The 25,594-nt window shown below is 63.3% G+C and carries 30 protein-coding genes; 15 read left to right on the top strand and 15 right to left on the bottom strand.

Translation table 11 applies throughout. The annotated features are described in order from the left end of the window. Window position 1: 1 nt before the first annotated feature. From flgH to AC1RMG_RS11520, 4 genes are all read right to left on the bottom strand, one after another. On the bottom strand, window positions 2-697 hold the full coding sequence (gene flgH, locus AC1RMG_RS11535; RefSeq protein ID WP_011059951.1) for a flagellar basal body L-ring protein FlgH: 696 nt from the start codon (window positions 695-697) through the stop codon (window positions 2-4). Between the two features lie 61 nt (window positions 698-758). Continuing rightward, on the bottom strand, window positions 759-1,544 hold the full coding sequence (gene flgG / locus AC1RMG_RS11530; RefSeq protein WP_125062204.1) for a flagellar basal-body rod protein FlgG: 786 nt from the start codon (window positions 1,542-1,544) through the stop codon (window positions 759-761). A 45-nt stretch (window positions 1,545-1,589) separates the two neighbouring features. Continuing rightward, complete coding sequence (flgF, locus tag AC1RMG_RS11525; RefSeq protein WP_011059949.1) at window positions 1,590-2,330, bottom strand: flagellar basal-body rod protein FlgF; 741 nt, start codon at window positions 2,328-2,330, stop codon at window positions 1,590-1,592. Between the two features lie 205 nt (window positions 2,331-2,535). Next, entirely contained in the window at window positions 2,536-4,104 is a 1,569-nt protein-coding gene (locus AC1RMG_RS11520) for a sigma-54-dependent phenylalanine hydroxylase transcriptional regulator PhhR (protein WP_019092865.1), read from the bottom strand. 307 nt (window positions 4,105-4,411) lie between these two features. Here AC1RMG_RS11520 and phhA point away from each other — a divergent pair, with 307 nt between their 5' ends. From phhA to AC1RMG_RS11490, 6 genes are all read left to right on the top strand, one after another. Continuing rightward, entirely contained in the window at window positions 4,412-5,203 is a 792-nt protein-coding gene (phhA, locus tag AC1RMG_RS11515; RefSeq protein WP_011059947.1) for a phenylalanine 4-monooxygenase, read from the top strand. Window positions 5,204-5,273: 70 nt separating this feature from the next. Beyond that, window positions 5,274-5,630: a 4a-hydroxytetrahydrobiopterin dehydratase gene (locus tag AC1RMG_RS11510; protein ID WP_007930096.1), complete on the top strand. Its 357-nt coding sequence runs from the start codon at window positions 5,274-5,276 to the stop codon at window positions 5,628-5,630. Beyond that, window positions 5,630-6,820: an amino acid aminotransferase gene (locus tag AC1RMG_RS11505; protein WP_493169237.1), complete on the top strand. Its 1,191-nt coding sequence runs from the start codon at window positions 5,630-5,632 to the stop codon at window positions 6,818-6,820. The genes AC1RMG_RS11510 and AC1RMG_RS11505 overlap by 1 nt, the downstream gene beginning before the upstream one ends. Window positions 6,821-7,014: 194 nt before the next feature. After that, the gene (locus AC1RMG_RS11500; RefSeq protein WP_015634613.1) at window positions 7,015-7,146 is read left to right on the top strand and encodes a hypothetical protein; all 132 of its coding nucleotides are present in this window, start codon (window positions 7,015-7,017) and stop codon (window positions 7,144-7,146) included. Between the two features lie 83 nt (window positions 7,147-7,229). Further along, entirely contained in the window at window positions 7,230-7,412 is a 183-nt protein-coding gene (locus AC1RMG_RS11495; protein ID WP_011059945.1) for a hypothetical protein, read from the top strand. Between the two features lie 116 nt (window positions 7,413-7,528). After that, window positions 7,529-8,728 (top strand): MFS transporter, encoded by a 1,200-nt coding sequence (locus tag AC1RMG_RS11490; protein WP_011059944.1) that lies wholly within the window; start codon window positions 7,529-7,531, stop codon window positions 8,726-8,728. On the opposite strand, the gene arfB is transcribed toward AC1RMG_RS11490, so the two are convergent. The 3 genes from arfB to AC1RMG_RS11475 form a co-directional block, all read right to left on the bottom strand. Next, window positions 8,725-9,138 carry an alternative ribosome rescue aminoacyl-tRNA hydrolase ArfB gene (arfB, locus tag AC1RMG_RS11485; RefSeq protein ID WP_212806052.1) on the bottom strand — a complete coding sequence of 138 codons (414 nt, stop codon included), beginning with the start codon at window positions 9,136-9,138 and terminating at the stop codon, window positions 8,725-8,727. The genes AC1RMG_RS11490 and arfB overlap by 4 nt on opposite strands. Before the next feature lie 204 nt (window positions 9,139-9,342). Then, entirely contained in the window at window positions 9,343-10,764 is a 1,422-nt protein-coding gene (locus AC1RMG_RS11480; protein WP_011059942.1) for an amino acid permease, read from the bottom strand. Window positions 10,765-11,415: 651 nt separating this feature from the next. After that, window positions 11,416-11,736 carry a hypothetical protein gene (locus AC1RMG_RS11475; RefSeq protein WP_125062206.1) on the bottom strand — a complete coding sequence of 107 codons (321 nt, stop codon included), beginning with the start codon at window positions 11,734-11,736 and terminating at the stop codon, window positions 11,416-11,418. 49 nt (window positions 11,737-11,785) lie between these two features. Between AC1RMG_RS11475 and AC1RMG_RS11470 the strand changes: the two genes are divergently transcribed. Both AC1RMG_RS11470 and AC1RMG_RS11465 read left to right on the top strand, forming a co-directional pair. Beyond that, on the top strand, window positions 11,786-11,923 hold the full coding sequence (locus AC1RMG_RS11470; RefSeq protein ID WP_011059941.1) for a hypothetical protein: 138 nt from the start codon (window positions 11,786-11,788) through the stop codon (window positions 11,921-11,923). A 63-nt stretch (window positions 11,924-11,986) separates the two neighbouring features. Beyond that, complete coding sequence (locus AC1RMG_RS11465) at window positions 11,987-12,952, top strand: CgnE/CgnB domain-containing protein (RefSeq protein WP_015634612.1); 966 nt, start codon at window positions 11,987-11,989, stop codon at window positions 12,950-12,952. A gap of 140 nt (window positions 12,953-13,092) precedes the next feature. Here the strand turns inward: AC1RMG_RS11465 and rluB are convergent, their stop codons facing one another. From rluB to AC1RMG_RS11435, 6 genes are all read right to left on the bottom strand, one after another. Continuing rightward, window positions 13,093-14,283, bottom strand: coding sequence for a 23S rRNA pseudouridine(2605) synthase RluB (gene rluB / locus AC1RMG_RS11460; protein WP_041116636.1), 1,191 nt, complete (start codon window positions 14,281-14,283; stop codon window positions 13,093-13,095). A 145-nt stretch (window positions 14,284-14,428) separates the two neighbouring features. Next, window positions 14,429-14,620 (bottom strand): DUF1289 domain-containing protein, encoded by a 192-nt coding sequence (locus AC1RMG_RS11455; protein ID WP_053149705.1) that lies wholly within the window; start codon window positions 14,618-14,620, stop codon window positions 14,429-14,431. Window positions 14,621-14,697: 77 nt separating this feature from the next. After that, window positions 14,698-15,711, bottom strand: coding sequence for an SMC-Scp complex subunit ScpB (scpB, locus tag AC1RMG_RS11450; RefSeq protein WP_174395878.1), 1,014 nt, complete (start codon window positions 15,709-15,711; stop codon window positions 14,698-14,700). Window positions 15,712-15,723: 12 nt separating this feature from the next. Then, window positions 15,724-16,542, bottom strand: a complete 819-nt coding sequence (locus AC1RMG_RS11445; RefSeq protein ID WP_011059936.1) for a segregation and condensation protein A — start codon at window positions 16,540-16,542, stop codon at window positions 15,724-15,726. Beyond that, complete coding sequence (locus AC1RMG_RS11440; protein WP_041120586.1) at window positions 16,543-17,172, bottom strand: L-threonylcarbamoyladenylate synthase; 630 nt, start codon at window positions 17,170-17,172, stop codon at window positions 16,543-16,545. Between the two features lie 13 nt (window positions 17,173-17,185). Continuing rightward, a complete protein-coding gene (locus tag AC1RMG_RS11435; protein WP_011059934.1) occupies window positions 17,186-18,046 on the bottom strand; it encodes a PHP domain-containing protein in 861 nt (286 codons plus the stop codon). 87 nt (window positions 18,047-18,133) lie between these two features. Between AC1RMG_RS11435 and AC1RMG_RS11430 the strand changes: the two genes are divergently transcribed. From AC1RMG_RS11430 to AC1RMG_RS11405, 6 genes are all read left to right on the top strand, one after another. Continuing rightward, window positions 18,134-18,730, top strand: coding sequence for a septation protein A (locus tag AC1RMG_RS11430; RefSeq protein WP_011059933.1), 597 nt, complete (start codon window positions 18,134-18,136; stop codon window positions 18,728-18,730). 1 nt (window position 18,731) lies between these two features. Continuing rightward, on the top strand, window positions 18,732-19,031 hold the full coding sequence (locus AC1RMG_RS11425; RefSeq protein ID WP_011059932.1) for a YciI family protein: 300 nt from the start codon (window positions 18,732-18,734) through the stop codon (window positions 19,029-19,031). A 110-nt stretch (window positions 19,032-19,141) separates the two neighbouring features. Next, on the top strand, window positions 19,142-19,552 hold the full coding sequence (locus tag AC1RMG_RS11420; RefSeq protein WP_019093743.1) for an SH3 domain-containing protein: 411 nt from the start codon (window positions 19,142-19,144) through the stop codon (window positions 19,550-19,552). A 7-nt stretch (window positions 19,553-19,559) separates the two neighbouring features. Then, the gene (locus tag AC1RMG_RS11415; RefSeq protein WP_011059931.1) at window positions 19,560-20,237 is read left to right on the top strand and encodes a response regulator transcription factor; all 678 of its coding nucleotides are present in this window, start codon (window positions 19,560-19,562) and stop codon (window positions 20,235-20,237) included. A gap of 143 nt (window positions 20,238-20,380) precedes the next feature. Beyond that, window positions 20,381-20,818, top strand: coding sequence for a Spy/CpxP family protein refolding chaperone (locus AC1RMG_RS11410; RefSeq protein ID WP_015634603.1), 438 nt, complete (start codon window positions 20,381-20,383; stop codon window positions 20,816-20,818). 66 nt (window positions 20,819-20,884) lie between these two features. Further along, window positions 20,885-22,225, top strand: a complete 1,341-nt coding sequence (locus AC1RMG_RS11405; protein WP_011059929.1) for a sensor histidine kinase — start codon at window positions 20,885-20,887, stop codon at window positions 22,223-22,225. Between the two features lie 81 nt (window positions 22,226-22,306). On the opposite strand, the gene AC1RMG_RS11400 is transcribed toward AC1RMG_RS11405, so the two are convergent. Continuing rightward, on the bottom strand, window positions 22,307-22,873 hold the full coding sequence (locus AC1RMG_RS11400) for a nitroreductase family protein (RefSeq protein ID WP_011059928.1): 567 nt from the start codon (window positions 22,871-22,873) through the stop codon (window positions 22,307-22,309). 122 nt (window positions 22,874-22,995) lie between these two features. Between AC1RMG_RS11400 and AC1RMG_RS11395 the strand changes: the two genes are divergently transcribed. Further along, window positions 22,996-24,450: a TrkH family potassium uptake protein gene (locus AC1RMG_RS11395; RefSeq protein WP_011059927.1), complete on the top strand. Its 1,455-nt coding sequence runs from the start codon at window positions 22,996-22,998 to the stop codon at window positions 24,448-24,450. On the opposite strand, the gene AC1RMG_RS11390 is transcribed toward AC1RMG_RS11395, so the two are convergent. Next, the gene (locus tag AC1RMG_RS11390; protein WP_011059926.1) at window positions 24,407-25,468 is read right to left on the bottom strand and encodes an AraC family transcriptional regulator; all 1,062 of its coding nucleotides are present in this window, start codon (window positions 25,466-25,468) and stop codon (window positions 24,407-24,409) included. The genes AC1RMG_RS11395 and AC1RMG_RS11390 overlap by 44 nt on opposite strands. Between the last annotated feature and the right edge of the window lie 126 nt (window positions 25,469-25,594).

Here is a 25,594-nt window from a genome sequence, read left to right as displayed (position 1 = left end):
CCTAGAAAGGGAACAGCGGGCTGAGGAAGAAACGGTCGAACCAGCCAGGCTGGTTGGCATCGGCAAACGAGCCGGTGCCCGAATAGGTAATGCGTGCATCCGCGACCCGGGTCGAGGACACGGTGTTGTCGGTGGCGATGTCGTCCGCCCGTACCAGGCCTGCAATCCGCACCAGCTCATCGCCGGTGTTGAGGGTCATCCACTTCTCGCCGCGCACCGCGATGATGCCGTTGGGCAGTACGTCGGCCACGGTCACGGTGATCGAACCGGTCAGGCTATTGCTCTGGGCCGCCTTGCTGTCGCCCTTGGTGGCGCGATTGCCGCTGTAGCCGGCATTCAGGGTCAGGTCGCCGTCGCCCAGCGGGTTGTTGGTGTTGGGCACGGCACCGAACAGCGAGGTCAGGCCAATGCTGTTGGAACTGGTCTTGGTCAGCGCCGAGTTGGCACCCTTGCTGGCGTTGGTCCGCTCGTTCAGGGTGATGGTGATGATGTCACCGACCCGGAACGCCTTGCGGTCGCTGTACAGGTTCTGCTCGAAGCCGGCCTGGTAGATCGAACCGTTGTTGGACGCGGAAGGCAGCGGCGTACGCGGCAGCACCGGCGCGTAGTAAGGGTCATTGGGCTTGGGCGGCGGGGCGACACAGCCCGCGAGCACGGCACTCCCACTCAGCGCTAGAACACAAATAAACCGATTCATGACCCTTCCTCACGATGTTGCCGGTGCGCCACTTCAGACCCGTGGCGACCTCAAGACTTGATTACAGCTTCTGCGTAATGAACGAGAGCATCTGGTCCGCGGTGGAGATCACCTTGGAGTTCATCTCGTAAGCGCGCTGAGTGGTGATCATGTTGACCATCTCCTCAACGGTGCTGACGTTGGAGGCTTCCAGGGTGTTCTGCAGCGTGGTGCCGAAACCGTTGAGGCCCGGGGTACCGATCTGCGGCGCGCCACTGGCGGCGGTTTCCAGGAACAGGTTGTTGCCCTGGGCCTGCAGGCCTGCCGGGTTGATGAAGTCGGCGGTTTGCAGGTTGCCGATCACCTGGGACGCCGGGTTGCCGGCGATGGTGATGGACACGGTGCCGTCCTGGCCTACGGTGAAGGTCTGCGCATCGTTGGGCACGACAACCGCAGGCTCCAGGGCGAAACCATTGGCGGTGACGATCTGGCCATCGGAGTTCAGGTGGAAGGTACCGTCACGGGTATAGGCCGTGGTGCCATCAGGCTGCAGGATCTGGAAGAAACCGCGGCCGTTGATGGCCAGGTCCAGAGGCTGCTCGGTGGTCTGCAGGCTGCCGGCGGTGAAGTTCTTCTGGGTGCCGACAATGCGCACACCGGTACCGACCTGCAGGCCGGTTGGCAGCTCGCTGTCCTGGGTGGACTGGGCCCCCGGCTGGCGCTTGATCTGGTACAGCAGGTCCTGGAACTCGGCGCGATCACGTTTGAAGCCCGTGGTCGAGACGTTCGCCAGGTTGTTGGAAATGACAGACAGGTTGGTGTCCTGGGCGGACAGACCGGTTTTGGCAACCCATAGAGCCGGAAGCATTGGTTTCTCCTCTCGCGCCTGTTTTACGGCGCTAGATACTGGTAATTAGCTGATCTGCAAGACCCGAGCCATGGCCTGGTCGTCTTCTTTGGCGCTGTTCATCATTTTCACGTGCAATTCGAACTGCCGGGACAGGGCCAGCACCGCGGTCATCTCTTCCACGGCATTGACATTGCTCGACTCAAGGAAACCCGAGACCAGCTGGACGTTGGCGTCGGCGGGTGCCGGCTGGCCGTCCTTGGTCTTGATCGAGCCGTCCAGGCCTTTGGTGAGGTTCTTGATGTCCGGGTTGACCAGCTTGATGCGGTCGACCTCGGCCATGACCCGCGGGCCCTCGCCCATGGCACGGATACTGATGGTGCCATCCTGGCCAACTTCGATCTTCTGCTCGGGTGGCACGGCAATCGGGCCGCCATTGCCCATCACCGGCATGCCGTTGCCAGCGCGCAGCACACCCAGGGCGTCGACATTCAAACTGCCGGTACGCACATAGCTTTCGCTGCCGTCGGGGCTCTGCACGGCGATCCAGCCGTTGCCGCTGACGGCCACGTCCAGGTCACGACCGGTCTCCACCATCGAGCCGGCACTGAAATCCGTTGCCGGGCGCTCGCTCATGGCAAAGGCGCGCGCCGGAAAGCTGTCACCAAATACCGGCATCGCACGGGCCTGCTCCAGGTCGCGCTGAAAACCATTGGTAGAGATGTTCGCCAGATTGTTGGCATGAGCCTTTTGCGCCAGTGCATTCTGGCTGGCGCCGGTCATTGCCACATAAAGGTACTTGTCCACAGTCTTTCCTCTGTCTGCCGGACGTTTGCCGCCCACCGCTGTACTGCGAAGCCATAAGCAATAAGCGCACCAACTTTTTCACGCAGTGGTGATCCCCAGGCGGGGCAAGGCTTTGCCTGATTACAGAGGAAAAAACAGCGCTGACAGAAGACGGAAAAACGGCGGTCTTATGCCGCTACCGGCAAGTAACGGCCCGGATACAAGCCTAGGGATTGTCGCCGGCATTCTTGCCGACCTCGTATTCGCGCAGTTTGTTGGCGATGGTGGTGTGGGAAACCCCCAGCCGCTTGCCCAGCTGACGGCTGCTGGGGTGCTCGGCGTACAGACTCTCGAGCACGGCCTTTTCAAAGCGCCCGACAATCTGTTCCAGGCCACCCTCCAGGGAGAAATCGCCAAGCGGCTGGCGCGCACCATAGTCCGGCAGCCGGATGTGCTCGGTCTTGACCGTACCGCCATCGCACAGGGAAACCGCCTGAAACAGCACGTTCTCCAGTTGCCGCACATTGCCTGGCCAGTGGTAGTGACTGAGGCGTTCCATGGCAGCCGGCGCCAGACGCGGCAACGGGCAACCGATCTGCCGGCTGGCCTGGTCGAGAAAGTGCTCCACCAGGGGGGGCAGGCCGTCGAGGCATTCGCGCAATGGCGGAATGTGCAGGGACAGCACATTCAACCGGTGATAGAGGTCCTGACGGAACTCGCCCCTGGCGCACAACTCGGAAAGATCCACCTGGGTCGCGCAGATCACCCGCACATCCAGGTACACCTCTTCATCGCTGCCGACCCGGCGGAAGCAGCCATCCTGCAGGAAGCGCAGCAGCTTGACCTGCAAGCGCGGGCTCATCTCCCCTACCCCGTCGAGAAACAGGGTGCCACCGGCGGTCAGCTCCAGCAGCCCCAGCTTGCCCTCTGCCCGAGCCCCCTCGAAGGCGCCGGGGCCGTAGCCGAACAGCTCGGTCTCGGCCATGGACTCCGGCAACCCGGCGCAGTTCAGGGCCATCAGCGGCGACTGCCCGCGCGGGCTGGCCAGGTGACAGGCACGGGCCAGCAGCTCCTTGCCGGTCCCGGTCTCGCCCTCGATCAAAAGCGGCGCATCCAGCGGCGCCATGCGCCGCGCCTCACGCACCACCGCCGCCATGACTTTCGAACTCTGGAAGATGCTGTCGAAGCCCCGCAGCTCCTGCTTGCGCACGTTGTAGATGCGCTCGCCAACGCGATCCGCCCGGTGCAAGGTCAATACCGCGCCGGCCATGGCTTCGCTGTCGTCATGTTCCGATTGCAGCGGCGCGATGTCCGCCAGGAACACATCGCCCCTGACCTTGACCCGCAACCCGTTGATCCGCGACTGGTTGGCCCGCACCAGTTCCGGCAGGTCGAAGTCTTCGGCGTAGCGCGACAGGGGAATGCCTGGCACCTCGTCCACCCGCACTCCCAGCAACTGCGCTGCGGCCCGGTTCGCCGCCACGATGGAGCCGCCCATGTCGATGGACAGCACCGGGAACTCCAGAGCCCCCAACAGCGCATTGAGCTCCATGTGCCGGCGCTCGCTGGGCATCAACCCGACTCGCTTGACGCCAAACACCCCGGCGATGGACTCGAACTTGGGGCGCAGCGCCTGGAATTGCAGGTTGATCAGGTTCGGGCAGTGCAGATAGATGGCATTGCCATGCTCGCCCCCCACCTCGCCACGGGCCACGTTGATCCCGTATTCCACCAGCAGGTTGAGAATGTCGCGCAGGATGCCGATGCGATTCTGGCAGTGAACTTTGATACGCATAGAAGGAAGGCCCTGGGACTGACAGTGAAAGGCATAAGCGCCGAAAACCGACGCTTATGGCATCGGGCTTTACAAACTTTCTGCAGGATGGCGCAGATAGTCGTCAAGATTATGTGACAGCAAACCGCTTTTTCAAACCTGAAAACCCACCACAGGGTGGAGACCCCGCCAGATTCGTAACGTTTACTTTACAAATTGGTGCACGACAGCCCTCTACCCGCACCGGCCACCTGCTGCAAAGCGTCGCACCCTCGGGTATCACTGGGGTCACACATAACAAGAACGCATCCCCTGGCAGGAGAGCAGCATGAAGCAGACGCAGTACGTGGCCCGCGAGCCCGACGCGCAAGGTTTTATCGACTATCCACCCGAAGAACACGCGGTGTGGAACACCCTGATCACACGCCAGTTGAAAGTGATCGAGGGTCGTGCGTGCCAGGAGTACCTGGACGGCATCGACAAGCTCGGCTTGCCCCACGACCGTATTCCGCAACTGGGCGAAATCAACAAGGTCCTGGGTGAAACCACCGGCTGGCAAGTGGCCCGGGTACCAGCGCTGATCCCCTTCCAGACTTTCTTCGAACTGCTGGCCAGCAAGCGCTTTCCCGTGGCGACCTTCATTCGCACCCGCGAAGAACTCGACTACCTGCAAGAGCCGGACATCTTCCACGAGATCTTTGGCCACTGCCCGCTGCTGACCAACCCCTGGTTCGCCGAATTCACCCACACCTACGGCAAGCTCGGCCTGCAAGCCACCAAGGAAGAGCGGGTGTACCTGGCGCGCCTGTACTGGATGACCATCGAGTTCGGCCTGGTGGACACCCCGGCCGGGCGGCGCATCTATGGCGGCGGCATCCTGTCCTCGCCCAAGGAGACCGTGTACAGCTTGTCCGAAGAGCCGGAACACCAGGCCTTCGACCCGCTGGAAGCCATGCGCACGCCGTATCGCATCGACATCCTGCAGCCGATCTATTTCACCCTGCCCAACCTCAAGCGCCTGTTCGACCTGGCCCACGAAGACATCATGGCCCTGGTCCACCAAGGCATGCAGCTGGGCCTGCACGCCCCCAAGTTTCCGCCAAAACCCAAGGCGGCCTGAGCGGCCCGCACTCGCGAGCCGCTGCGAAAGATAGTAACTTCCAACAAGAATTGAATCCTGGGAACCCACCATGACCGCTCTGAACCAAGCCCATTGCGAAGCCTGCCGTGCCGATGCTCCTCAAGTCAGCGACGAAGAACTGCCGGTACTGATCAAGCAGATCCCTGACTGGAACATCGAAGTTCGCGATGGCGTGATGCAGCTGGAAAAAGTCTTCCTGTTCAAGAACTTCAAATTTGCCCTGGCCTTCACCAACGCCATGGGCGAGATCTCCGAGGCCGAAGGCCACCACCCGGGCCTGCTCACCGAGTGGGGCAAGGTCACCGTGACCTGGTGGAGCCACTCGATCAAGGGCCTGCACCGCAACGACTTCATCATGGCAGCCCGCACCGATGAAGTGGCCAAGACCGCAGAAGGACGCAAGTAATGCACTTCGACGCCATCGGCCGGGTTCCCGGCGACCCGATTCTCGGCCTGATGGGGGCCTACGCCAACGATCCCAACCCGCGCAAGTTCGACCTCGGCGTGGGGGTCTACAAGGACTCCCAGGGCCTGACGCCGATCCCGCGCTCGGTGAAGCTGGCCGAACAGCGCCTGGTGGACAGCCAGGACACCAAGATCTACATCGGCGGCCATGGCGACACGGCCTTCGGCAAGGTGATCAATGAACTGGTACTGGGCAGCGATTCGAAACTGATCGCCACCCAGCGTGCCGGCGCCACGCAAACCCCGGGCGGCACTGGCGCCCTGCGCCTGAGTGCCGACTTCATCGCCCACTGCCTGCCGGGCCGTGGCGTGTGGCTGAGCAACCCGACCTGGCCGATCCACGAGACCATCTTTGCCGCGGCCGGGGTCAAGGTCAGTCACTACCCCTATGTGGGCAGCGACAACCGCCTGGACGTCGAGGCCATGCTGGCGACCCTGGACCAGGTGCCCGAGGGCGACGTGGTGCTGCTGCACGCCTGCTGCCACAACCCCACCGGCTTCGACCTCGGCCACGCCGACTGGCAACGCGTGCTGGACGTGGTACGCAGCCGCAAGCTGCTGCCGCTGATCGACTTCGCCTACCAGGGCTTCGGCGATGGCCTGGAGCAGGATGCCTGGGCAGTGCGGCTGTTCGCCGCCGAACTGCCGGAAGTGCTGATCACCAGCTCCTGCTCGAAGAACTTCGGCCTGTACCGCGACCGGACCGGCGCTTTGATCGTCTGCACCCAGGACGCCGAGAAACTGCTCGATGTGCGCAGCCAACTGGCCCATATCGCCCGTAACCTGTGGTCCACGCCACCGGATCACGGCGCGGCGGTGGTCGCCACCATCCTCGGCGACCCGGAGCTGAAAAGCCTCTGGGCCGACGAAGTGGAAACCATGCGCCTGCGGATCGCGCAACTGCGCGCCGGCCTGCTGGAGGCCTTGCAGCCTTACGGCCTGGCCGAACGTTTCGCGCATATCGGCGTGCAACGGGGAATGTTCTCCTACACCGGCCTGAGCCCTGCCCAGGTCCAGGAACTGCGTGACCACCACAGCGTGTACATGGTCAGCTCCGGCCGCGCCAACGTGGCCGGGATCGACGCCAGCCGCCTGGACTTGCTGGCTGAAGCCATCGCCCGGGTCGTATAGCAACTTGCGCACCGTCACAGGCAGCCCTCTGGCTGCCTGTGACGGCAAGCCGCACCACTCGATGAAATCCCTTTCATCCCAAAAAGCGCGATAAAAATCTTTTTGTCATTTCCAGTGCTGTATCCTGCCCAAGCTTTTTAAAAGCGCGGATCTACCCAGCGATTTAAAAAACAGACTTTGCGAGGAGCAACGACATGCATGAGATCCCGAATCTCCCCTTCCCAAGCCTGCACGAAACTGAGCAGACAACTCCGCCACAAGCCAGTGCCGACAAGCCTGTAGTGCAAGAAGCCGCCGACAGCCGCAAGGCCGACAGCGAAGACTGAAAGCTGTAACCAGACCGTGTGGAAAGCGCTACTCAAGCGCTTTCCACACCGCCTGAAACCCTCCTCCCGAGCCCCGCCGCACCATGACCGAATCCTTCAGCGAAACCCAAGCCAGCGTGCTGATCGGCACTGCCGAACAGATGATCGACGTGTGGAATCGCCTCAGCGAAGAAAAACAGGCCGCTCTGCTGGCCCGCTTCGGCACCCAGGAAAATGCCCTGGCCGCCCTGGTCACCACCCGGTTGCTGGGCAACAATGACGCCTGAACCGACTCCGGCCAGGTAAAAATCTGAACAACACATCGATTTCCCCCACAACCCCTCCCTGCACATCGGTATCATAAGCAGCCTATCTATTGAGCTGTCGCAGTGGTCCGATCCCCATGCCAGATACCCAGCGCCCCTTGACGGTCACGCTGCACGTCGTCTCCATCGTCCTGTTCACCTTTATCGGCTACCTGAATATCGGCATTCCGCTGGCAGTATTGCCGGGCTACGTGCACAGCGAGCTGGGCTTTGGCGCGGTGATCGCCGGCCTGGTGATCAGCGTGCAATACCTGGCCACCCTGCTCAGCCGGCCCTATGCCGGGCGCATCATCGACAATCTGGGCAGCAAGCGCGCGGTGATGTACGGCCTGGCCGGCTGCGGCTTGAGCGGGGTGTTCATGCTGCTTTCGGCCTGGCTGCACAACCTGCCGACCCTGAGCCTGATCAGCCTGCTGATCGGCCGCCTGGTCCTGGGCAGCGCGGAAAGCCTGGTGGGCTCGGGCTCCATCGGCTGGGGCATCGGCCGGGTCGGGGCGCAGAATACCGCCAAGGTAATTTCCTGGAACGGCATCGCCAGCTACGGCGCCCTGGCCATCGGCGCGCCGCTGGGGGTGTGGCTGGTAAGCCGGCTGGGGCTGTGGAGCATGGGAGCGAGCATTATCCTGCTGGCGCTGCTCGGCCTGCTGCTGGCCTGGCCGAAACTCGCCGCGCCGATCGTTGCCGGCGAGCGCTTGCCGTTCATCCACGTGCTGGGCAAGGTGTTTCCCCACGGCTGCGGCCTGGCCCTGGGCTCCATCGGCTTTGGCACCATCGCCACCTTCATCACCCTGTACTACGCCACCCGGCACTGGGACAACGCCGTACTGTGCCTGAGCCTGTTCGGCGCCAGCTTCATCGGCGCGCGACTGCTGTTCGGCAACCTGATCAACCGCCTCGGCGGCTTTCGCGTGGCGATTGCCTGCCTGTCGGTGGAAACCCTCGGCCTGTTGCTGCTGTGGCTGGCCCCGGATGCCAATTGGGCCCTGGCCGGCGCAGCCCTGAGCGGCTTCGGCTTCTCCCTGGTATTCCCGGCCCTGGGGGTGGAAGCGGTGAACCTGGTGCCAGCCTCCAGCCGCGGCGCGGCAGTGGGGGCCTACTCGCTGTTCATCGACCTGTCGCTGGGCATCACCGGCCCGCTGGCGGGGGCGATTGCTGCCGGTTTCGGCTTTGCCTCGATCTTCCTGTTCGCCGCCATCGCTGCCTGCACCGGCCTGGTGCTGAGCCTGTACCTGTACCACCAGGCGCCCAAGCTGCGCCAGGAACGCGAGGCGCGCTAGAAGTCCACTTTGCCGCGCCCGGCCTTGATGCTGCCGCGCTTGGCCTTGGTCTCCAGGCGGCGCTTCTTCGAACCCAGGGTCGGCTTGGTCGGGCGGCGCTTCTTCTCCACCTTGATGGCGCTGAGAATCAGCTCGGTGAGGCGCTCCAGGGCATCGGCGCGGTTCTGCTCCTGGGTGCGGTACTGCTGGGCCTTGAGGATGATCACGCCGTCACCGGTGATGCGGCTGTCGCGCAACGCCAGCAGGCGCTCCTTGTAGAACGGAGGCAGGGACGAAGCCGGAATGTCGAAGCGCAGGTGCACCGCGCTGGACACCTTGTTGACGTTCTGCCCACCGGCGCCCTGGGCACGGATGGCGGTCAGCTCGATCTCGGCATCCGGCAGATGCACGTTGTTGGAAATCACCAGCATGGAACAGGAATCCGTCTTCAGGGCGCATAGGATACCCCCATTCCCCACGCTCTTGCGGGCCTCTTCGCTGGCAAGCCAGCCCCCTACAGCGGGCAGGCACACCGTAGGAGCCGGCTTGCCGGCGAAAGCGATCTCAGCCCCCGACAAAAATCACGGCCATGAAAAACCCGGCCGGAGCCGGGTTAGTCGTTGCCAGGGCCGCGCTTACTTCAGCGAAGCACTGGCTGCCTGCAGCGCGTGCTGGGCACTGCGCTTGTTCTTGATGCAGTAGCAGACCCACATGAACACCACCCACACCGGGATCGCGTACACCGAGATCTGGATGCCCGGGATCATCAGCATGATGCCCAGGATGAACACCACGAACGCCAGGCAGACGTAGTTGCCGTAGGGGTACCACAGCGCCTTGAACAGCGAGGTCTGGCCGGTACGCTCCATGTGCTGGCGGAACTTGAAGTGCGAGTAGCTGATCATCGCCCAGTTGATCACCAGGGTCGCCACCACCAGGGACATCAGCAGCTCCAGGGCGTGCTGCGGAATCAGGTAGTTGAGCACCACGGCGACGAAGGTCACCAGCGCCGAAGCGAGGATCGACATCACCGGCACGCCGCGCTTGTCGATCTTGGCCAGGGCCTTGGGCGCATCGCCCTGCTCGGCCATGCCCAGGAGCATGCGGCTGTTGCAATAGGTGCCGCTGTTGTACACCGACAGCGCCGCGGTCAGGACCACGAAGTTGAGGATGTGCGCCGCGGTGTTGCTGCCCAGCATCGAGAACACCTGGACGAACGGGCTGCCGCTGTAGGCATCGCCGGAAGCGTTCAGGGTCACCAGCAGGGTGTCCCACGGCGTCAGCGACAGCAGCACCACCAGGGCGCCGATGTAGAAAATCAGGATGCGATAGATCACCTGATTGATCGCCTTGGGGATCACGGTCTTCGGCTTGTCGGCTTCCGCTGCAGTGAAACCGAGCATTTCCAGGCCGCCGAAGGAGAACATGATGATTGCCATGGCCATCACCAGGCCGCTGACCCCATTGGGGAAGAAGCCTCCGTGGGACCACAGGTTGCTCACCGAGGCCTGCGGGCCGCCGTGGCCGCTGACCAACAGGTAGCTGCCCAGGGCGATCATGCCGACGATGGCGACCACCTTGATGATGGCGAACCAGAACTCGGCCTCGCCGAAGACCTTGACGTTGGCCAGGTTGATGGCGTTGATCATGACGAAGAACACGGCTGCCGAGGCCCAGGTCGGGACGTCCGGCCACCAGTAGTGCACATACTTGCCGACCGCTGTCAGCTCCGACATGCCCACCAGGATATAGAGGATCCAGCAGTTCCAGCCCGAGAGGAAACCGGCAAAGCCGCCCCAGTATTTATGGGCAAAGTGGCTGAAAGAGCCGGCCACCGGCTCCTCGACGATCATCTCGCCGAGCTGGCGCATGATCATGAAAGCGATGAAACCGCAGATGGCATAACCGAGGATCATCGACGGGCCGGCGGACTTGAGCACCCCGGCCGACCCCAGGAACAAACCGGTACCAATCGCGCCGCCCAGGGCGATCAGTTGAATATGGCGATTCTTCAGGCCGCGTTTCAGCTCGCCCGAATGCGAGTTTTGTCCACTCATGAAAAGGCTCTCACGCAAGGTAATGTGTGTCAGACGTTGCCGCCCGGTAAAGGCTTAAGCGGCGCGGATCAAACCCCAGCGCAGGCACCAGAAGTTCAGCGTTCTTTTAACGGTCATGCGTCACCTGTTTGTTTTTATCTGTGACGAAATCGAACCCACCACGCTCGTGACGCGGCGGAGTGAACAAGGTGGATAACCTTGAGTTTATTGGCCTTGCAGCGAGCTCTTCAGCGCCTCGCAAGCGGTCTGGAAAGCACGTTTCAGGCGCAAAATGCGCGGGTACGCAGTTGGGTCACAGTTAAAACGCCGCGCATTGTACACCCCTGACTCCCTGCCGCCAGACACCGCTTTCTCAGCGTGCCGGTAACCGGAATCCTGCGGGGCCAGCCCGATGCTCGGCATCGGCGGCGCGAAAGTGGACGGACCGAGTGGGGTCGTCGATGAATGAGCGAAGGCCATCGCCCATCGAAGGGTGTGGGTGAAAATCGGTTACGGCGTTCATTGCGCCTCCTTCTTGTTATGCACCTGTACGCAGGCAGGTGTGCATCTCACCTGCCTTGGCGCCCCGGAACAAGCGGGCTAGAGCCTCGGCGGTGGCTTTCCCGAACAACTGCCGGCAGCTTTTCCTTACAGCACATCCATCGCCGCGGATTACAGGCGGATCACGGCGCATTTCGTAATTTTTTCTTTACGAGTCGTAACGATAAATTGCCAAACCAGATCAACTGGCGAACCGACTGCAAATTGACACCCACGCCGCCCGACAAGCGGAAAAGCCTTAGCTTTTTGTTTTCTGGGAATAAATATTTCACCTAAAAATAGAAAATAAAGTTCAGCAGAAAATAATCTAATTATTTTTTTGCACTTCAAAATGCCCTGGACTAGGTTTCCAGCCACTTGCCGGCTCAGCCAGCCGACAAGTTCCGGGAGTGGATGAGCGGCCCAGCAACCTTCCCGTTCTCCGCTGTTCAACTGCTCCGCCAATGGACTGCTTACACGCACTGTATCTAGGAGAGACACCATGCAAGCACTGGAACAAGACCTGGAAACCGAACTGCAACTGGACGATTGGTTCGAAGCCGCCACCCATGAAGCAGCAGTGGAAATGATGCAGGCTGACGCGGTGGTGCCATTCGGCACTGCCATGTGGCCGATGTAAGGCGCCCGGACCGGTGCAGGCCTGGTGCCTGCGCCGGTCACCTTTGTCCTCCAGGGAGGTTTTATGGACCAGACCCGCGCCATCCGCCATTTCCTGTACTACCTCGAGCGGCATCCGGCCTTGAGCGGCGCCCAGCCCTCCAGGGTGGTGATCGGCCACACCGCCGAGTACCAGGCCATGGTCAGCGCCATCCTCGAACAGTCGCGCCAGGCCACCCCACTGACGGTCAGCGCCCTGCGCCTGGACCAGGAGCCGGCGGCGACCCTTGCCCAGGCCATCATCGACTGTGACCTGTACATCTTCTTCTACGACTCCTCGACTCTGCCCCAGCCACGCCCCGACGGCCCGGAGTTCCTGCGGCCGCTGCATGGGCTGATGGCCGAGCACTGGAAGAAATCCCTGCTGTTCAAGGATTACGGCGAGTACTTCTACGACACCTTCAGCGTCGAGCCGCAACGCATTGCCGACCTCAACGCCACTCTGATCCGCCGCCTGTCCCAGGCCACCACCCTGAGCTTCAGCGACCTTCAGGGCTCATATTTCGAAGCGCCCTTGAACAGCGTGAAGAAATGGACCGACATCAACGGCGTCGGCAACTACGACCTGGCACCGGGGGAAATCGCCACCCACAGCGATGCCATCAACGGCCATGTGAAGTTTCTCGGCACCTTCCTCAGCACCATCCCTTTCGCCCGCAAGTACGGGGTGCTGAAAGCACCGCTGGAACTGTGGATCGAGAACTCCAGCATCAGCCGGGTGGCCACCGAGGTGCCGGGGCTGGCCAATGACTTCAACAAGTACCTGGATGCCAACCCGTCCAACCGGCGCATAGAGGAACTGGGAATCGGCACCAACGAGGGCATCAGGTCCCTCTACGGGCGCAACTCCGGCTTCGAAGAGCGCCATTGCGGCCTGCACCTGGGCCTGGGGGGCGGCGCCAAAGGCAGCCATCACCTGGACCTGATCTTCAGTTCCGGAGTGCTGGCGGTGGACAACAAGCCTGTGTTCGACGGCCAGTTCGCCTTCTAGCGTAGGAGCTGGCAAGCGAAGGCCGCTATCAGCCTGCGCAAGCCGGGCGGCCCGGTTCGCCGGCAAGCCGGCTCCTGCGCAGTTGCAGGCAAAAAAAAACGCCAACCCGGAGGTTGACGTTTTTGTCGGCAGGCCGGGAATCACTCCGGCTTACGGCGACCAAAACCGGGACGCTGGCCGGAACCGGCCGGGGCGCCACGGCGCTTGCCGGACGGTGCGTCCTTGTCCAGCACCAGGCTTGGGCGCTTGGACTTGGGCGCCGGCTTGGCCGGACGCTTGGTGTCCGCCGGGCGTTCGGCCACCGGAGTGCCGCGGCCAGTAGCCGGACGCGGAGCACGGGAGCCACGCTCGCCATCCGGACGGGCAGCCGGCTTGCGGCCAGGACGCTCGCCTTCGATCTGCGGCTCACGGGAAACACGCGGGGTGGCAGCGCTGCCATTGGCCGGACGCAGGGTGCGCACGCGCTCGCTCTTGCCCACCGGACGCGAGGATTTGCGCTGCATGCGCTCCAGCTTGTCCTTGGACTTGGCATTGAGCTGCGGCATGGCCACCGGCGTCAGGCCGACTTCGGCGCTGAGCACATCGACTTCGTACTGGCTCATTTCGCGCCAGCGGCCCATGGGCAGGTCGGAGTTGAGGAACACCGGACCGAAGCGCACGCGCTTCAGGCGGCTGACCACCAGGCCCTGGGATTCCCACAAGCGGCGCACTTCACGGTTGCGACCTTCCATCACCACGCAGTGGTACCAGTGGTTGAAACCTTCGCCACCGGGCGCCTGCTGAATGTCGGTGAACTTGGCCGGGCCGTCTTCGAGCATGACGCCGGCCTTGAGGCGCTCGATCATCTCGTCGTCGACCTCGCCACGCACACGCACCGCGTACTCACGGTCCATCTCGTAGGAAGGGTGCATCAGGCGGTTGGCCAGCTCACCGTCGGTGGTGAACATCAAAAGACCGGTGGTGTTGATGTCCAGGCGGCCAATGTTGATCCAGCGGCCTTCGCGCGGACGCGGCAGCTTGTCGAACACGGTCGGGCGGCCTTCCGGGTCGTCGCGGGTGCAGATCTCGCCGTCGGGCTTGTTGTACATGATCACGCGGCGCACCGATTCGGCGGCCTCTTCGCGCTTGATCACCTTGCCATCGATGGAAATGGCGTCATGCAGGTCGACGCGCAGGCCCAGGGTGGCCTCTTTGCCGTTGACCTTGATCCGGCCCTGGCTGATCCAGGACTCGACATCGCGGCGCGAGCCGACGCCGATGCGGGCGAGGACTTTCTGCAGTTTTTCGCCGGCTGGACGGATTTCCTGGTCGTTCTGATCGGTATCGCTCATCTGGGCACCTCCCGGTGTGTCGCTTCAGGCTTGAGCGGCCTGAAGGGTGGAAAACAGGGTCTGTGGCGAAGGGATCGCCAAAGGGTCGCGAATCATACGCTCATGGCGGCGGTTGCGCATCACAGACTAGTTGATAAGTCGCCCCTCAGGACTTTTTCCGCCGGCCGGTGGCGCGCAATTGCAGCAGGCGCATGGCGGCTTCAGCCAGCACTTGACGGCGCTCGGCCTTGTCGAGCTTCTTCCAGGTCTTGATCTCACGCTTGCTGCGCCCGCAGCCGATGCAGATGTCATCGCTGAACTTGCACACGCTGATGCAGGGATCCTTGGCAGAACTCATCCATCACCTCTGTAGGAGCCGGCTTGCCGGCAAAAAAAACCGCCAGCCATGCGCCGAGCCGGCCAGCGACTACAAGGTCAATCGTCCAGCAGGCGGCGTTCGTTTTCGATGGCTTCGGCCAGGGCCAGGGCTTCGGCCTCTTCCTCGCTCAACTGCGGCGTAGCAGGCTCCAGTGCGGCTACTGCGGCGAGCAACTTGGCCCGGGCCTCGGCCACGCCCAGCACATCATCCTCTGCTTCGACCGGCGGCCGGTCCTCGGGTTCGACCGGGAATTCATCGGGCTCATCGGCGAGGAACTCAGATTCGGTCCGGGCCTCCTCCTGCGGGAGATCCGGCAAGGGCTCTTGCACTCCTCCCTGCTCCGGTTCCACCACACCATCACGGTGCAAGTCTTCAAAGTCGGTCTTGATCCCCTCCTCCATGGAGTCCAGCTCCAGCAGCAGGGTATGGAAGCTGGTTTCTTCCTTGGGTTCCTCCGGCTCGGCGCTGGCATCGGCCAGTTGTTGCAGGTGCTCGGGCACCGGAGCGTCGTCGAATTCCAATACCGGCTCGGCCTCGATCTCCCGCAGTTCCGCCAAAGGCGGCAGGTCGTCGAGGTTCTTCAGGTTGAAGTGATCGAGAAACGCCTTGGTGGTGGCGAACATCGCCGGCTTGCCCGGTACGTCGCGATACCCCACCACGCGGATCCACTCACGTTCCAGCAAGGTCTTGACGATATGGCTGTTGACCGCCACGCCACGCACGTCCTCGATCTCGCCCCGGGTGATGGGTTGGCGATAGGCGATCAGGGCCATGGTTTCCAGCATGGCGCGCGAGTAACGCTGTGGGCGCTCTTCCCACAGGCGGCCGACCCAGGGCGCGAACTTCTCGCGGATCTGCAGGCGATAGCCGGAGGCCACTTCCTTGAGCTCGAAGGCCCGCCCTTCGCAGGACTTGCCGAGCAGGGCCAGGGCTTTCTTGAAGACCGCCGGGTCCGGCCGCTCGGCTTCTTCGAAGAGCTCGAACAGGCGTTCCAGGGACTGGGGTTTTCCCGAGGCCAACAGAAAGGCTTCGAGCAGGGGCGCCAGCTCGCGGGGTTCATTCAGGTTCATGATTTAAGCTCGTTATTCGGCTCGCGCCCGTACGTGGATGGCCGCAAAGGGCTCATTCTGCACCAGCTCGACCAGGGATTCCTTGACCAGTTCGAGGATCGCCATGAAGGTCACCACCACCCCCAGGCGCCCTTCCTCGGCGGTGAACAGCTCGACAAAGGGCACGAAACCGCCGCCCTTGAGCCGCTCCAGCACATCGCTCATGCGCTCGCGGGTGGACAGCGCCTCGCGGCTCACCTGATGGCTCTCGAACATGTCGCCACGGCGCAGCACCTCGGCCATGGACATCAGCAACTCTTCCAGGGCCACATCCGGCAGCAGCTTGCGCGCCCGGGCCTCCGGGGCGTCGAGCTTGGGCACCAGCACATCGCGACCGACCCGGCTCAGGCCGTCGATGCCCTCGGCGGCCGCCTTGAAGCGCTCGTATTCCTGCAGGCGGCGGATCAGTTCGGCCCGCGGATCGTCCTCTTCTTCCTCGACCTCGGCTGAGCGCGGCAGGAGCATGCGCGACTTGATCTCGGCAAGCATTGCCGCCATCACCAGGTACTCGGCGGCAAGCTCCAGGCGCACCGACTGCATCAGCTCCACATAACCCATGTACTGGCGGGTGATCTCCGCCACCGGGATGTCGAGGATGTTGATGTTCTGCTTGCGGATCAGGTAAAGCAGCAGGTCCAGCGGGCCTTCGAAGGCTTCGAGAAAGACTTCCAGGGCATCCGGGGGGATGTACAGGTCAAGGGGCATTTCCATGACCGCCTGGCCGTAGACCATGGCGAAGGGCAGCTCCTGCTGGGCGCCGGCCTGGTCGTCGACGGTTTCCACTGCGGACATCTAGGCCTCGGCCATGAACGGCGCGGGGTCGCCGCAACCGACGCGGATCACTTCCGGCTCGCCGTCGGCGAGGTTGATCACCGTGGACGACTCGGTGCTGCCGAAACCGCCATCGATGATCAGGTCCACCTGGTGCTCCAGCAACTGGCGCATCTCGTAGGGATCGCTCAGGGCCTCGGTATCACCGGGCATGATCAGGCTGACGCTCATCAGCGGCTCGCCCAGCTCGGCCAGCAGCGCCAGGGCGATCGGGTTGCTCGGCACCCGCAGGCCGATGGTCCGGCGCTTGGGGTGCAGCAGCAGGCGCGGCACTTCCCGGGTGGCGTTGAGAATGAAGGTGTAGGGCCCCGGCACATGGGCCTTGAGCAGACGGAAGGTGCCCGTGTCGATCTTGGCGAACAGGCCCAACTGCGAAAGGTCGCTGCAGATCAGCGCGAAGTTGTGCTTGTCGTCCAGCTGGCGCAGGCGTCGAACCCGTTCGATTGCGCCCTTGTCGCCCATCTGGCAGGCGACGGCGTAGGACGAATCCGTGGGATAGATCACCACACCGCCGCTGCGAATGATCTCGACGGCCTGTTTGATCAGGCGTGGTTGGGGGTTTTCCGGGTGGATCTGGAAAAATTGACTCACTGTCTCTACCTGTTCAGGCGGCAATAATTGGCTCATGTTTGAACCGACACCAAAGGGGCGGCAGGTCTTCCGGGACCGGGCGATACTCACCAATCTCGGACCAGCCTCCAGGGCCATGAAAGTCACTGCCAGCGCTGACCAGCAGTCCGAATTCACGAGCAAGGATAGCCAAACTGCCCACTTGCTCTGCAGGTTGGTGGCCATTGACCACTTCGATAGCATGACCACCGGCTTGAATATAGTCGGCAATCAAGCGGCGACGCTTGCTGCGGGTGAAATCGTAATGCCAGGGATGGGCCAGGCTGACCCAGGCCCCCGCGGCCCGCAGTGTGCCGACGGTTTCTTCCAGGGTCGGCCAGTGCTGCTTGACGTCCCCCAGCTTGCCGGCCCCCAGCCATTTGCGAAACGCCTCGGCGCGATCCTTCACGAAACCGGCACGCACCAGGTAGTCGGCAAAGTGCGGCCGCGCCGGTGCATTGCCACTGTCCCCCAGTTCCTGCTGGATCGCCCGGGCGCCTTCCAGCGCTCCCGGCATGCCCTTGAGGGCCAGCTTGCGGCTGATCTCCTCCGAACGCAGCCAGCGGCCTTCGTGGAGTTTTTCGATGGCTTGCACCAAAGCCGGGGCCTGGGTATCGAAGCCGTAGCCCAGCACATGGATAGTGGCGCCGCCCCAGGTGCAGGAAAGCTCGACGCCATTGACCAGCTGCATGCCCAGTTGCTGCGCCGCTTGGCGCGCTTCGTCCAGCCCTTCGAGGGTGTCGTGGTCGGTCAGGGACAGGATTCGCACGCCTCTCTCGTACGCACGCGCAACCAGAACCGCGGGCGCCAGGGCGCCGTCGGAGGCCGTGCTATGGCAGTGCAAATCAACATTCACAGGACGATAAAACCTCAAGTCAGCTGGCGCTTTCGCTACCAAGGATGTTTGTTATTATGCCGGGACATCCTGCTTCTGGCTGCCACTGTGAAACAATTCATCGACTTCATCCCGCTGTTCCTGTTTTTCATCGTCTATAAAATTGATCCCCGCGTCGTCGACCTTGCCGGTCACGAAGTCACCCTGGGCGGCATCTACAGCGCCACAGCGGTGCTGATCATCAGTTCCCTGGTGGTGTATGGCGCCCTGTTCATCTCCCAGCGCAAGCTGGAAAAAAGCCAGTGGCTGACCCTGATCGCCTGCCTGGTCTTCGGCAGCCTGACCCTGGCCTTCCACAGCGAAACCTTCCTTAAATGGAAAGCTCCGGTGGTCAACTGGCTGTTCGCCCTGGCCTTCATCGGCAGCCACTTCGTCGGCGACCGCCTGCTGATCAAGCGCATCATGGGCCACGCCCTGACGTTGCCAGACCCGGTATGGACCCGCTTGAACATCGCCTGGATCGCCTTCTTCCTGTTCTGCGGCGCCGCCAACCTGTTTGTCGCCTTCACCTTCCAGAGCATCTGGGTCGACTTCAAGGTCTTCGGCAGCCTGGGCATGACCGTATTGTTCCTGGTGGGCCAGGGTATCTACCTCTCGCGCCACCTGCATGACGCCGATCCCACCACCCCAAAAACCGAGGACTGACATGCTTTACGCAATCATTGCCACAGACGTCGCCAACTCCCTGGAAAAACGCCTGGCCAACCGGCCGGCGCACCTGGAGCGGCTGCAAGTGCTCAAGGATCAGGGGCGCGTGGTACTCGCCGGCCCGCACCCGGCGATCGACAGCAATGACCCGGGCGCGGCCGGTTTCAGCGGCAGCCTGATCGTCGCCGAGTTCGACTCCCTGAGCGCCGCCCAGGCCTGGGCCGACGCCGACCCGTTCGTGACCTGCGGCGTCTACGCCCATGTACTGGTCAAGCCGTTCAAGCAATCGATGCCGTAAATCCTCCCGGGTGCGATGAACCTTCGCGGTTCATCGCGCTCTCAATCGCTCATTATTCTCGTTTGACTGCCGACAACCTGCCCAACACTCGATTGGAATCAGGAGTTTCGATGCGCCAAGGTCCGCTGTGCCTGCTGTTGGTCATGTTGTCGATCGGGGCTCCAGCCCTTGCCGAGGAAACCCAGGACACCGGCCATTCCACGCCGCTGTCCCTGAGCGCCGGCAGTCAGATCACCGAGTTGCAGCAACGCTTGAAAGAAAGCGAGCGCCTGCGCGATGAACTGAGCAAACAATTGCAAAATACCGATGCCGAACGGGAAAGCCCCCAACTGACCCGCTTGCGCCAGGAGAACCAGCGCCTCAAGCTGCAGCTCAAAGAGGCCCAGGCCAACCCGGCACCCCGCCTGTTGACCGATCAACAGCAGTGGTTCGTCACCGGCGGCGGCGTGGCCCTGCTGGCCCTGCTCTGCGGGATCTTCGCCAGTGGCGGGCATCGCAAGCGTCGACAATGGCTAAATTGAGAGATTCATGAGCGACCTGTTACTGATTGATGATGACCAGGAGCTGTGCGAGCTCCTGAGCAGCTGGCTGAGCCAGGAAGGTTTTCTGGTGCGGGCCTGCCACGATGGCCTGAGCGCCCGTCGCGCCCTGGCCGAAACGGCGCCGTCAGCGGTGGTACTGGACGTGATGCTGCCCGACGGCAGCGGCCTGGAGCTGCTCAAGCAACTGCGCAATGAGCACCCCGACCTGCCGGTGCTGATGCTCTCGGCCCGTGGCGAACCCCTGGACCGCATCCTCGGCCTGGAACTGGGTGCCGACGATTACCTGGCCAAGCCCTGCGACCCCCGTGAACTCACCGCCCGCCTGCGTGCCGTACTGCGCCGCAGCCATCCGGTGGCGGCCTCCAGCCAGATGGAACTGGGCGACCTGTGCTTCAGCCCGCTGCGCGGTGTGGTCAACATCGACGAGCAGGACATTACCCTGACCGTTTCCGAAAGCCGCCTGCTCGAAGCCCTGCTCAAGCAACCGGGCGAGCCCCTGGACAAGCAGGAACTGGCGCAGATCGCCCTGGGCCGCAAGCTGACCCTGTATGACCGCAGCCTGGACATGCATGTCAGCAACCTGCGCAAGAAGATCGGCCCGCACCCCGACGGCCGTCCACGGATCGTCGCCCTGCGCAGCCGCGGCTACTACTACAGCCTCTGATCCCGATGTGCCCTGGCAGATATGTCAGGGCCGTGAAATACCTTCTTTACCCAAGCTTTACCCTCCGCTGACTGCCGCTGACCTTGATCTGGGTAACCTGAACTCATCCGGAACTTACCGGGAATGAGACAAGGAGATACACCATGCGCAAGACCCTGATCGCTCTGATGTTCGCCGCCGCCCTGCCAACCGTGGCCATGGCCATGCCGGAAGGTCACGGCCCGATGGGCCCCATGGACGGCCCTCGGCACAGCGAGCACATGCGCGGCAAAGGCCCTTTCAGCCAACTGGACCTGAGCCGTGAACAGCGCCAGCAGATCGGCAAGCTGATGGGCGAGCAAATGCACGACCGCAAGGCCGTGGTGGAAAAGTACCTGGAGAAACTCTCGCCGGCCGACCAAAAAGCCATGAAGGATGAGCTGACCGCCAAGCACCAGAAAACCCAGGCCGATATCCGCGCCCTGCTCAAGCCAGAGCAGCAGAAAGAGTTTGACGCCATCGTCAAGAAACAAGAGGAGCGTCGCGCCGAATGGGCCGAGTTCAAGGCCTGGAAAGCGCAGCAACCGCAAAAAGCGCAATAATGCGCTAGCGTCCACCCCCAGCCCAGTGGCCTCCCCCCACTGGGCTTTCGCGTTCGAGGAGTTCCTGTGCGTTCATTGTTCTGGCGCATCCTGGCCAGCTTCTGGCTGGCCATCACCCTGGTTGCAGGGCTGTCGATCCTGCTCGGGCACATGCTCAACCAGGATGCCTGGATCCTCAGCCGTCACCCCGGCCTCAACAGCCTGACCGAGGAATGGACACAGACCTACGAGAACCAGGGCGAGGACGCTGCCCAGGACATCCTCCAGCAGCGCAAGCGCCAGTACCACATCGATGTCCAGGTGCTCAACGAGAGCGGCGACCCAGTGGTTCGCGGCACCTTCCCGCGCCGCGCCGCGGCCTTCGAAGCCCGGCAGAACAATGACGACCGGCACCTGCCCTGGCGCCGCCTGACGGCGGAATACACCAGCCCGAAAACCGGCGACACCTACCTGTTCATCTATCGCATCCCCCATCCGGAACTGGACGCCTGGCACCGCGACAGCCTGACCTGGCCCCTCAGCGCCCTGGCCATCGCCCTGGTGGTGCTGACCCTGTTCAGCCTCCTGGTCACCCTGTCCATCACCCGCCCCCTGAGCCGCCTGCGCGGCGCGGTACACGACCTGGGCCAGGCCACCTACCAGCAGAACAGCCTGGCGCGCCTGTCCAACCGCCGCGACGAATTCGGTGTACTGGCCCGGGACTTCAACCGCATGGGCTCGCGCCTGCAGAGCCTGATCGGCAGCCAGCGCCAACTGCTGCGGGACGTGTCCCACGAACTGCGCTCGCCCCTGGCCCGCCTGCGCATCGCCCTGGCATTGGCGGAACGGGCCGCCCCCGAAGAACGGGAAAAGCTCTGGCCGCGGCTGACCCGCGAATGTGACCGCCTGGAAGCGCTGATCAGCGAGATTCTGGTGTTGGCCCGGGTCGATGCGGACAACGCCAGCGCCGAAGAAGTGGACCTCAACGCCTTGCTGGTCGCCGTGCAGAAAGACGCGCAACTGGCCTGCCCGGAACAGCCGGTGCTGATAACCGCCCCGCCACAGCTGCACCTGCGCGGTTGGCCGACCATGCTGGAGCGGGCAGTGGACAACCTGCTGCGCAACGCTCAGCGCTTCAACCCCGCCGGGCAAGCGATCGAAGTCACGGCCCAACGCCAGGGCGAGAAGATCCAGATCAGCGTGCGCGATCATGGACCCGGCGTAGAAGCCGAGCACTTGAGCCAGCTGGGAGAGCCCTTCTTCCGCGCCCCGGGACAAAGCGCTCCGGGCCATGGCCTGGGGCTGGCCATCGCCCGCCGCGCCGCAGAGCGTCACGGTGGCAGCCTGCTGCTGGCCAACCACCCTCAGGGCGGATTCATCGCCACCCTGGAACTGCCCCTGGTCCCCGGCGCCGTGGTGCAGGCCTGAACGCAACGCGGGCAAGCCGCTGCCGCCGGGTCCGGCAACAGCGGGCTTGCCCGCGAGGTACACAGCGTTAGAAGAGGAAAATCAGGCCTTGGCAGTCCAGGCGCTGACGAACTCGGCGGTATCGACCTTGGGGGCGATCCGCGGCTCATTCAGCGGCGTGCCAAGATACAGGAAGGCAATGATCTCTTCGCCGTCCTCCAGGCCCAGGCCCTTGGCTACATGGGGCGAGTAGGACAACTCGCCAGTACGCCACACCGCGCCGATCCCCTGGGCGTAGGCCGCCAGCAGGATACCGTGGGCCGCGCAGCCCGCTGCCAGCAACTGCTCGCTCCTGGGCACCTTGAAGTGCTCCTGCAAACGGGCGACCACCACAACCACCAGTGGTGCGCGCAGGGGCATGGCCCGGGCCTTGTCCAGGGCCGCCTGGGTCACTTCGCCGCCCTGCAGCTGTACCGCCTCCACCAGCAACTCGCCCAACTGCTCGCGTGCCGCACCTTCGACGGTAAGGAACCGCCAGGGGCGCAACTGGCCATGATCCGGCGCGCGCAGGGCGGCGGCGAACAAGGCTTCGCGCTGCGCGGCGCTAGGCGCGGGCTCCACCAGGCGCGGCACGGAAACACGGTTGAGCAAAGCGTCGAGAGCCTCCATCGGCCACCTCCTGAAAAAAATGTCCGGCCATTCTAGCGGGATCTGCCGGCCGGGTGCCGGTTTACATGCCCTGCCCCGCAGGTAGAATGGGCGCCCTTCATCTACCAGCCCGAGCGGAACACATGGCGTTGCCGACCTTAAGGATCATTGGTTTCATCATCGGCATCTTCCTCATCACCCTGGCGATCGCCATGGTGGTGCCGATGGCGACCCTGGTGGTCTTCGAACGTACCGGCGACCTGCCGTCCTTCCTCTGGGCCAGCATGATCACCTTTATCGCCGGCCTGGCCCTGGTGATCCCCGGGCGCCCCGAGCACGTTCATCTGCGCCCCCGCGACATGTACCTGCTGACGGTCTCCAGTTGGCTGGTGGTGTGCATCTTTGCCGCCCTGCCATTCCTGCTGACCCAGCACATCAGCTACACCGACTCGTTCTTTGAAAGCATGTCCGGCATCACCGCCACCGGCGCCACGGTGCTCAGCGGCCTGGACAGCATGTCGCCTGGGATCCTGATCTGGCGTTCTATGCTGCACTGGCTGGGGGGCATCGGCTTCATCGGCATGGCGGTGGCGATCCTGCCGTTGCTGCGTATCGGTGGTATGCGCCTGTTCCAGACCGAATCCTCGGACCGCTCGGAAAAGGTCATGCCGCGCTCGCACATGGTCGCCCGGCTGATCGTCGCCACCTACGTGGGCATTACCATCTTTGGCAGCCTGGCGTTCTGGTGGGCCGGGATGAACGTGTTCGATGCCATCAACCACGCCATGTCGGCGATCTCCACCGGCGGTTTCTCCACCTCGGACGATTCCCTGGCCCACTGGAAACAACCGGCGGTGCACTGGGTGGCGGTGGTGGTAATGATCCTCGGCAGCCTGCCCTTCACCCTCTATGTGGCCACTTTGCGTGGCAACCGCCGGGCGCTGATCAAGGATCAGCAGGTCCAGGGCCTGCTCGGGCTGCTGCTGGTGACCTGGCTGGTACTCGGCACCTGGTACTGGTGGACCACCAACCTGCACTGGCTCGAGGCCCTGCGCCACGTGGCGCTGAACGTGACGTCGGTGGTCACCACCACCGGCTTCGCCCTGGGCGACTACAGCCTGTGGGGCAATTTCTCACTGATGCTGTTCTTTTACCTGGGGTTTGTCGGCGGCTGTTCCGGCTCCACTGCCGGCGGGATCAAGATCTTCCGCTTCCAGGTCGCCTACATCCTGCTCAAGGCCAACCTCAATCAACTGATTCACCCGAGGGCGGTGATCAAGCAGAAGTACAACGGCCATCGCCTGGACGAAGAAATCGTCCGCTCGATCCTGACCTTCTCGTTCTTCTTCGCCATCACCATCTGCATGATCGCCCTGGCCCTGTCGCTGCTGGGCCTGGACTGGATGACCGCCCTCACCGGTGCCGCCAGCACCGTGTCAGGCGTGGGCCCGGGCCTGGGCGAAACCATCGGCCCGGCCGGCAACTTCTCGACCCTGCCGGACGCCGCCAAGTGGATCCTGTCCCTGGGCATGCTCCTGGGCCGGCTGGAAATCATCACGGTGTTCGTGTTGTGTATTCCGGCATTCTGGCGTCATTGACCGGGGCCGGCGCGGCCTGTAACCGCGCTCGGTACTCACCGGGCGTGGCATCGAACCAGCGGCGGAATGCACGGAAGAAGTTGCTCGGGTCGGCAAACCCCAGCAAGTAGGCAATTTCCAGCAGGGTCATGCGCGGCTGCGCCAGGTATTGCTCTGCCAGTTCCCGGCGGGTGTCATCCAGCAGCGCCTGGAAGCTGGTGCCCTCTTCCTGCAGGCGGCGCTGCAAGGTGCGCTGGGACAGGTGCAGCGTCTGCGCCACCATCTCGCGCTTGGGCTCCCCCTGGGGCAGCAGGCGACACAAGACCTGCCGCGCCTTGTGGGTCACCCGGCTTTCGGAGAAGCGCGCCAGGTATTCGCCGGCGAAACGATCGTGCAGCAGGGCCATGGCCTCGTTGGCGGTGGGCAGCGTGGCCTCCATGTCGGCACGCTCGAAGATCAGCGCATCAAAGGGCGCGGCAAACACCAGGGGCGCGTGGAACATGTCCTTGTAGGGTTGCAGGTCCCCGGGCTGCTCGCCCTGCAGCAACACCTTGCGCGGCTGCAACGCGCGCCCCGTCAGCCAGCCGCACAAGGCCAGGGCGCAAGCCAGCGAAGCCTCGGCACTTTGCCGGGTGGGCGGTAGATGGTCGCCATGCACCGTCAGGATCAGTGCATAGCCCTCGGGAAGAAGGCGGAAACTCAAGTCAGCGCTTTCGGCAATAATCCGCTGATAACGCACCAGCCGCTGAAACCCCTCCGCCAGGGTACGACTCGACATCAATGCATACCCGGCCACGTGAAAAGACGCAGGACGCACCACCTTGCCCATGTTCAGGCCGATCGCCGGGTTGCCGGAAAGCTCGACGGCGCGCTGCCAGAGCCGGGTCATGGAGTCCTGGGTGAAGCGCGCGTCGGGATCTTCCAGGGCACCGTAGTCGAGCCCCAGCTGCTTGAACAGGGCCCGGCAATCCAGGCCGTCCATCTCCAGGGCCTTGACGATTCCCAGGGTCCAGCTTGCAGAAGTCGTTCGTTCGCTCATGAGGGGTTCTTACATGATGAGCCGCATGCTACGGCCAATTTCCCAAGGATACTAAAGTGGCGCCTATTGTCACTGGCCTGCGCCGCCAAGGACTCTAGACTCAAATAAGCTCCCCGCCGAACATCC

Source organism: Pseudomonas sp. GW822-FHT04H02 (genome assembly GCF_058800645.1).
The sequence above is the reverse complement of the archived record's forward strand: the minus strand, read 5'-3'. Positions and strand labels throughout refer to the sequence as shown.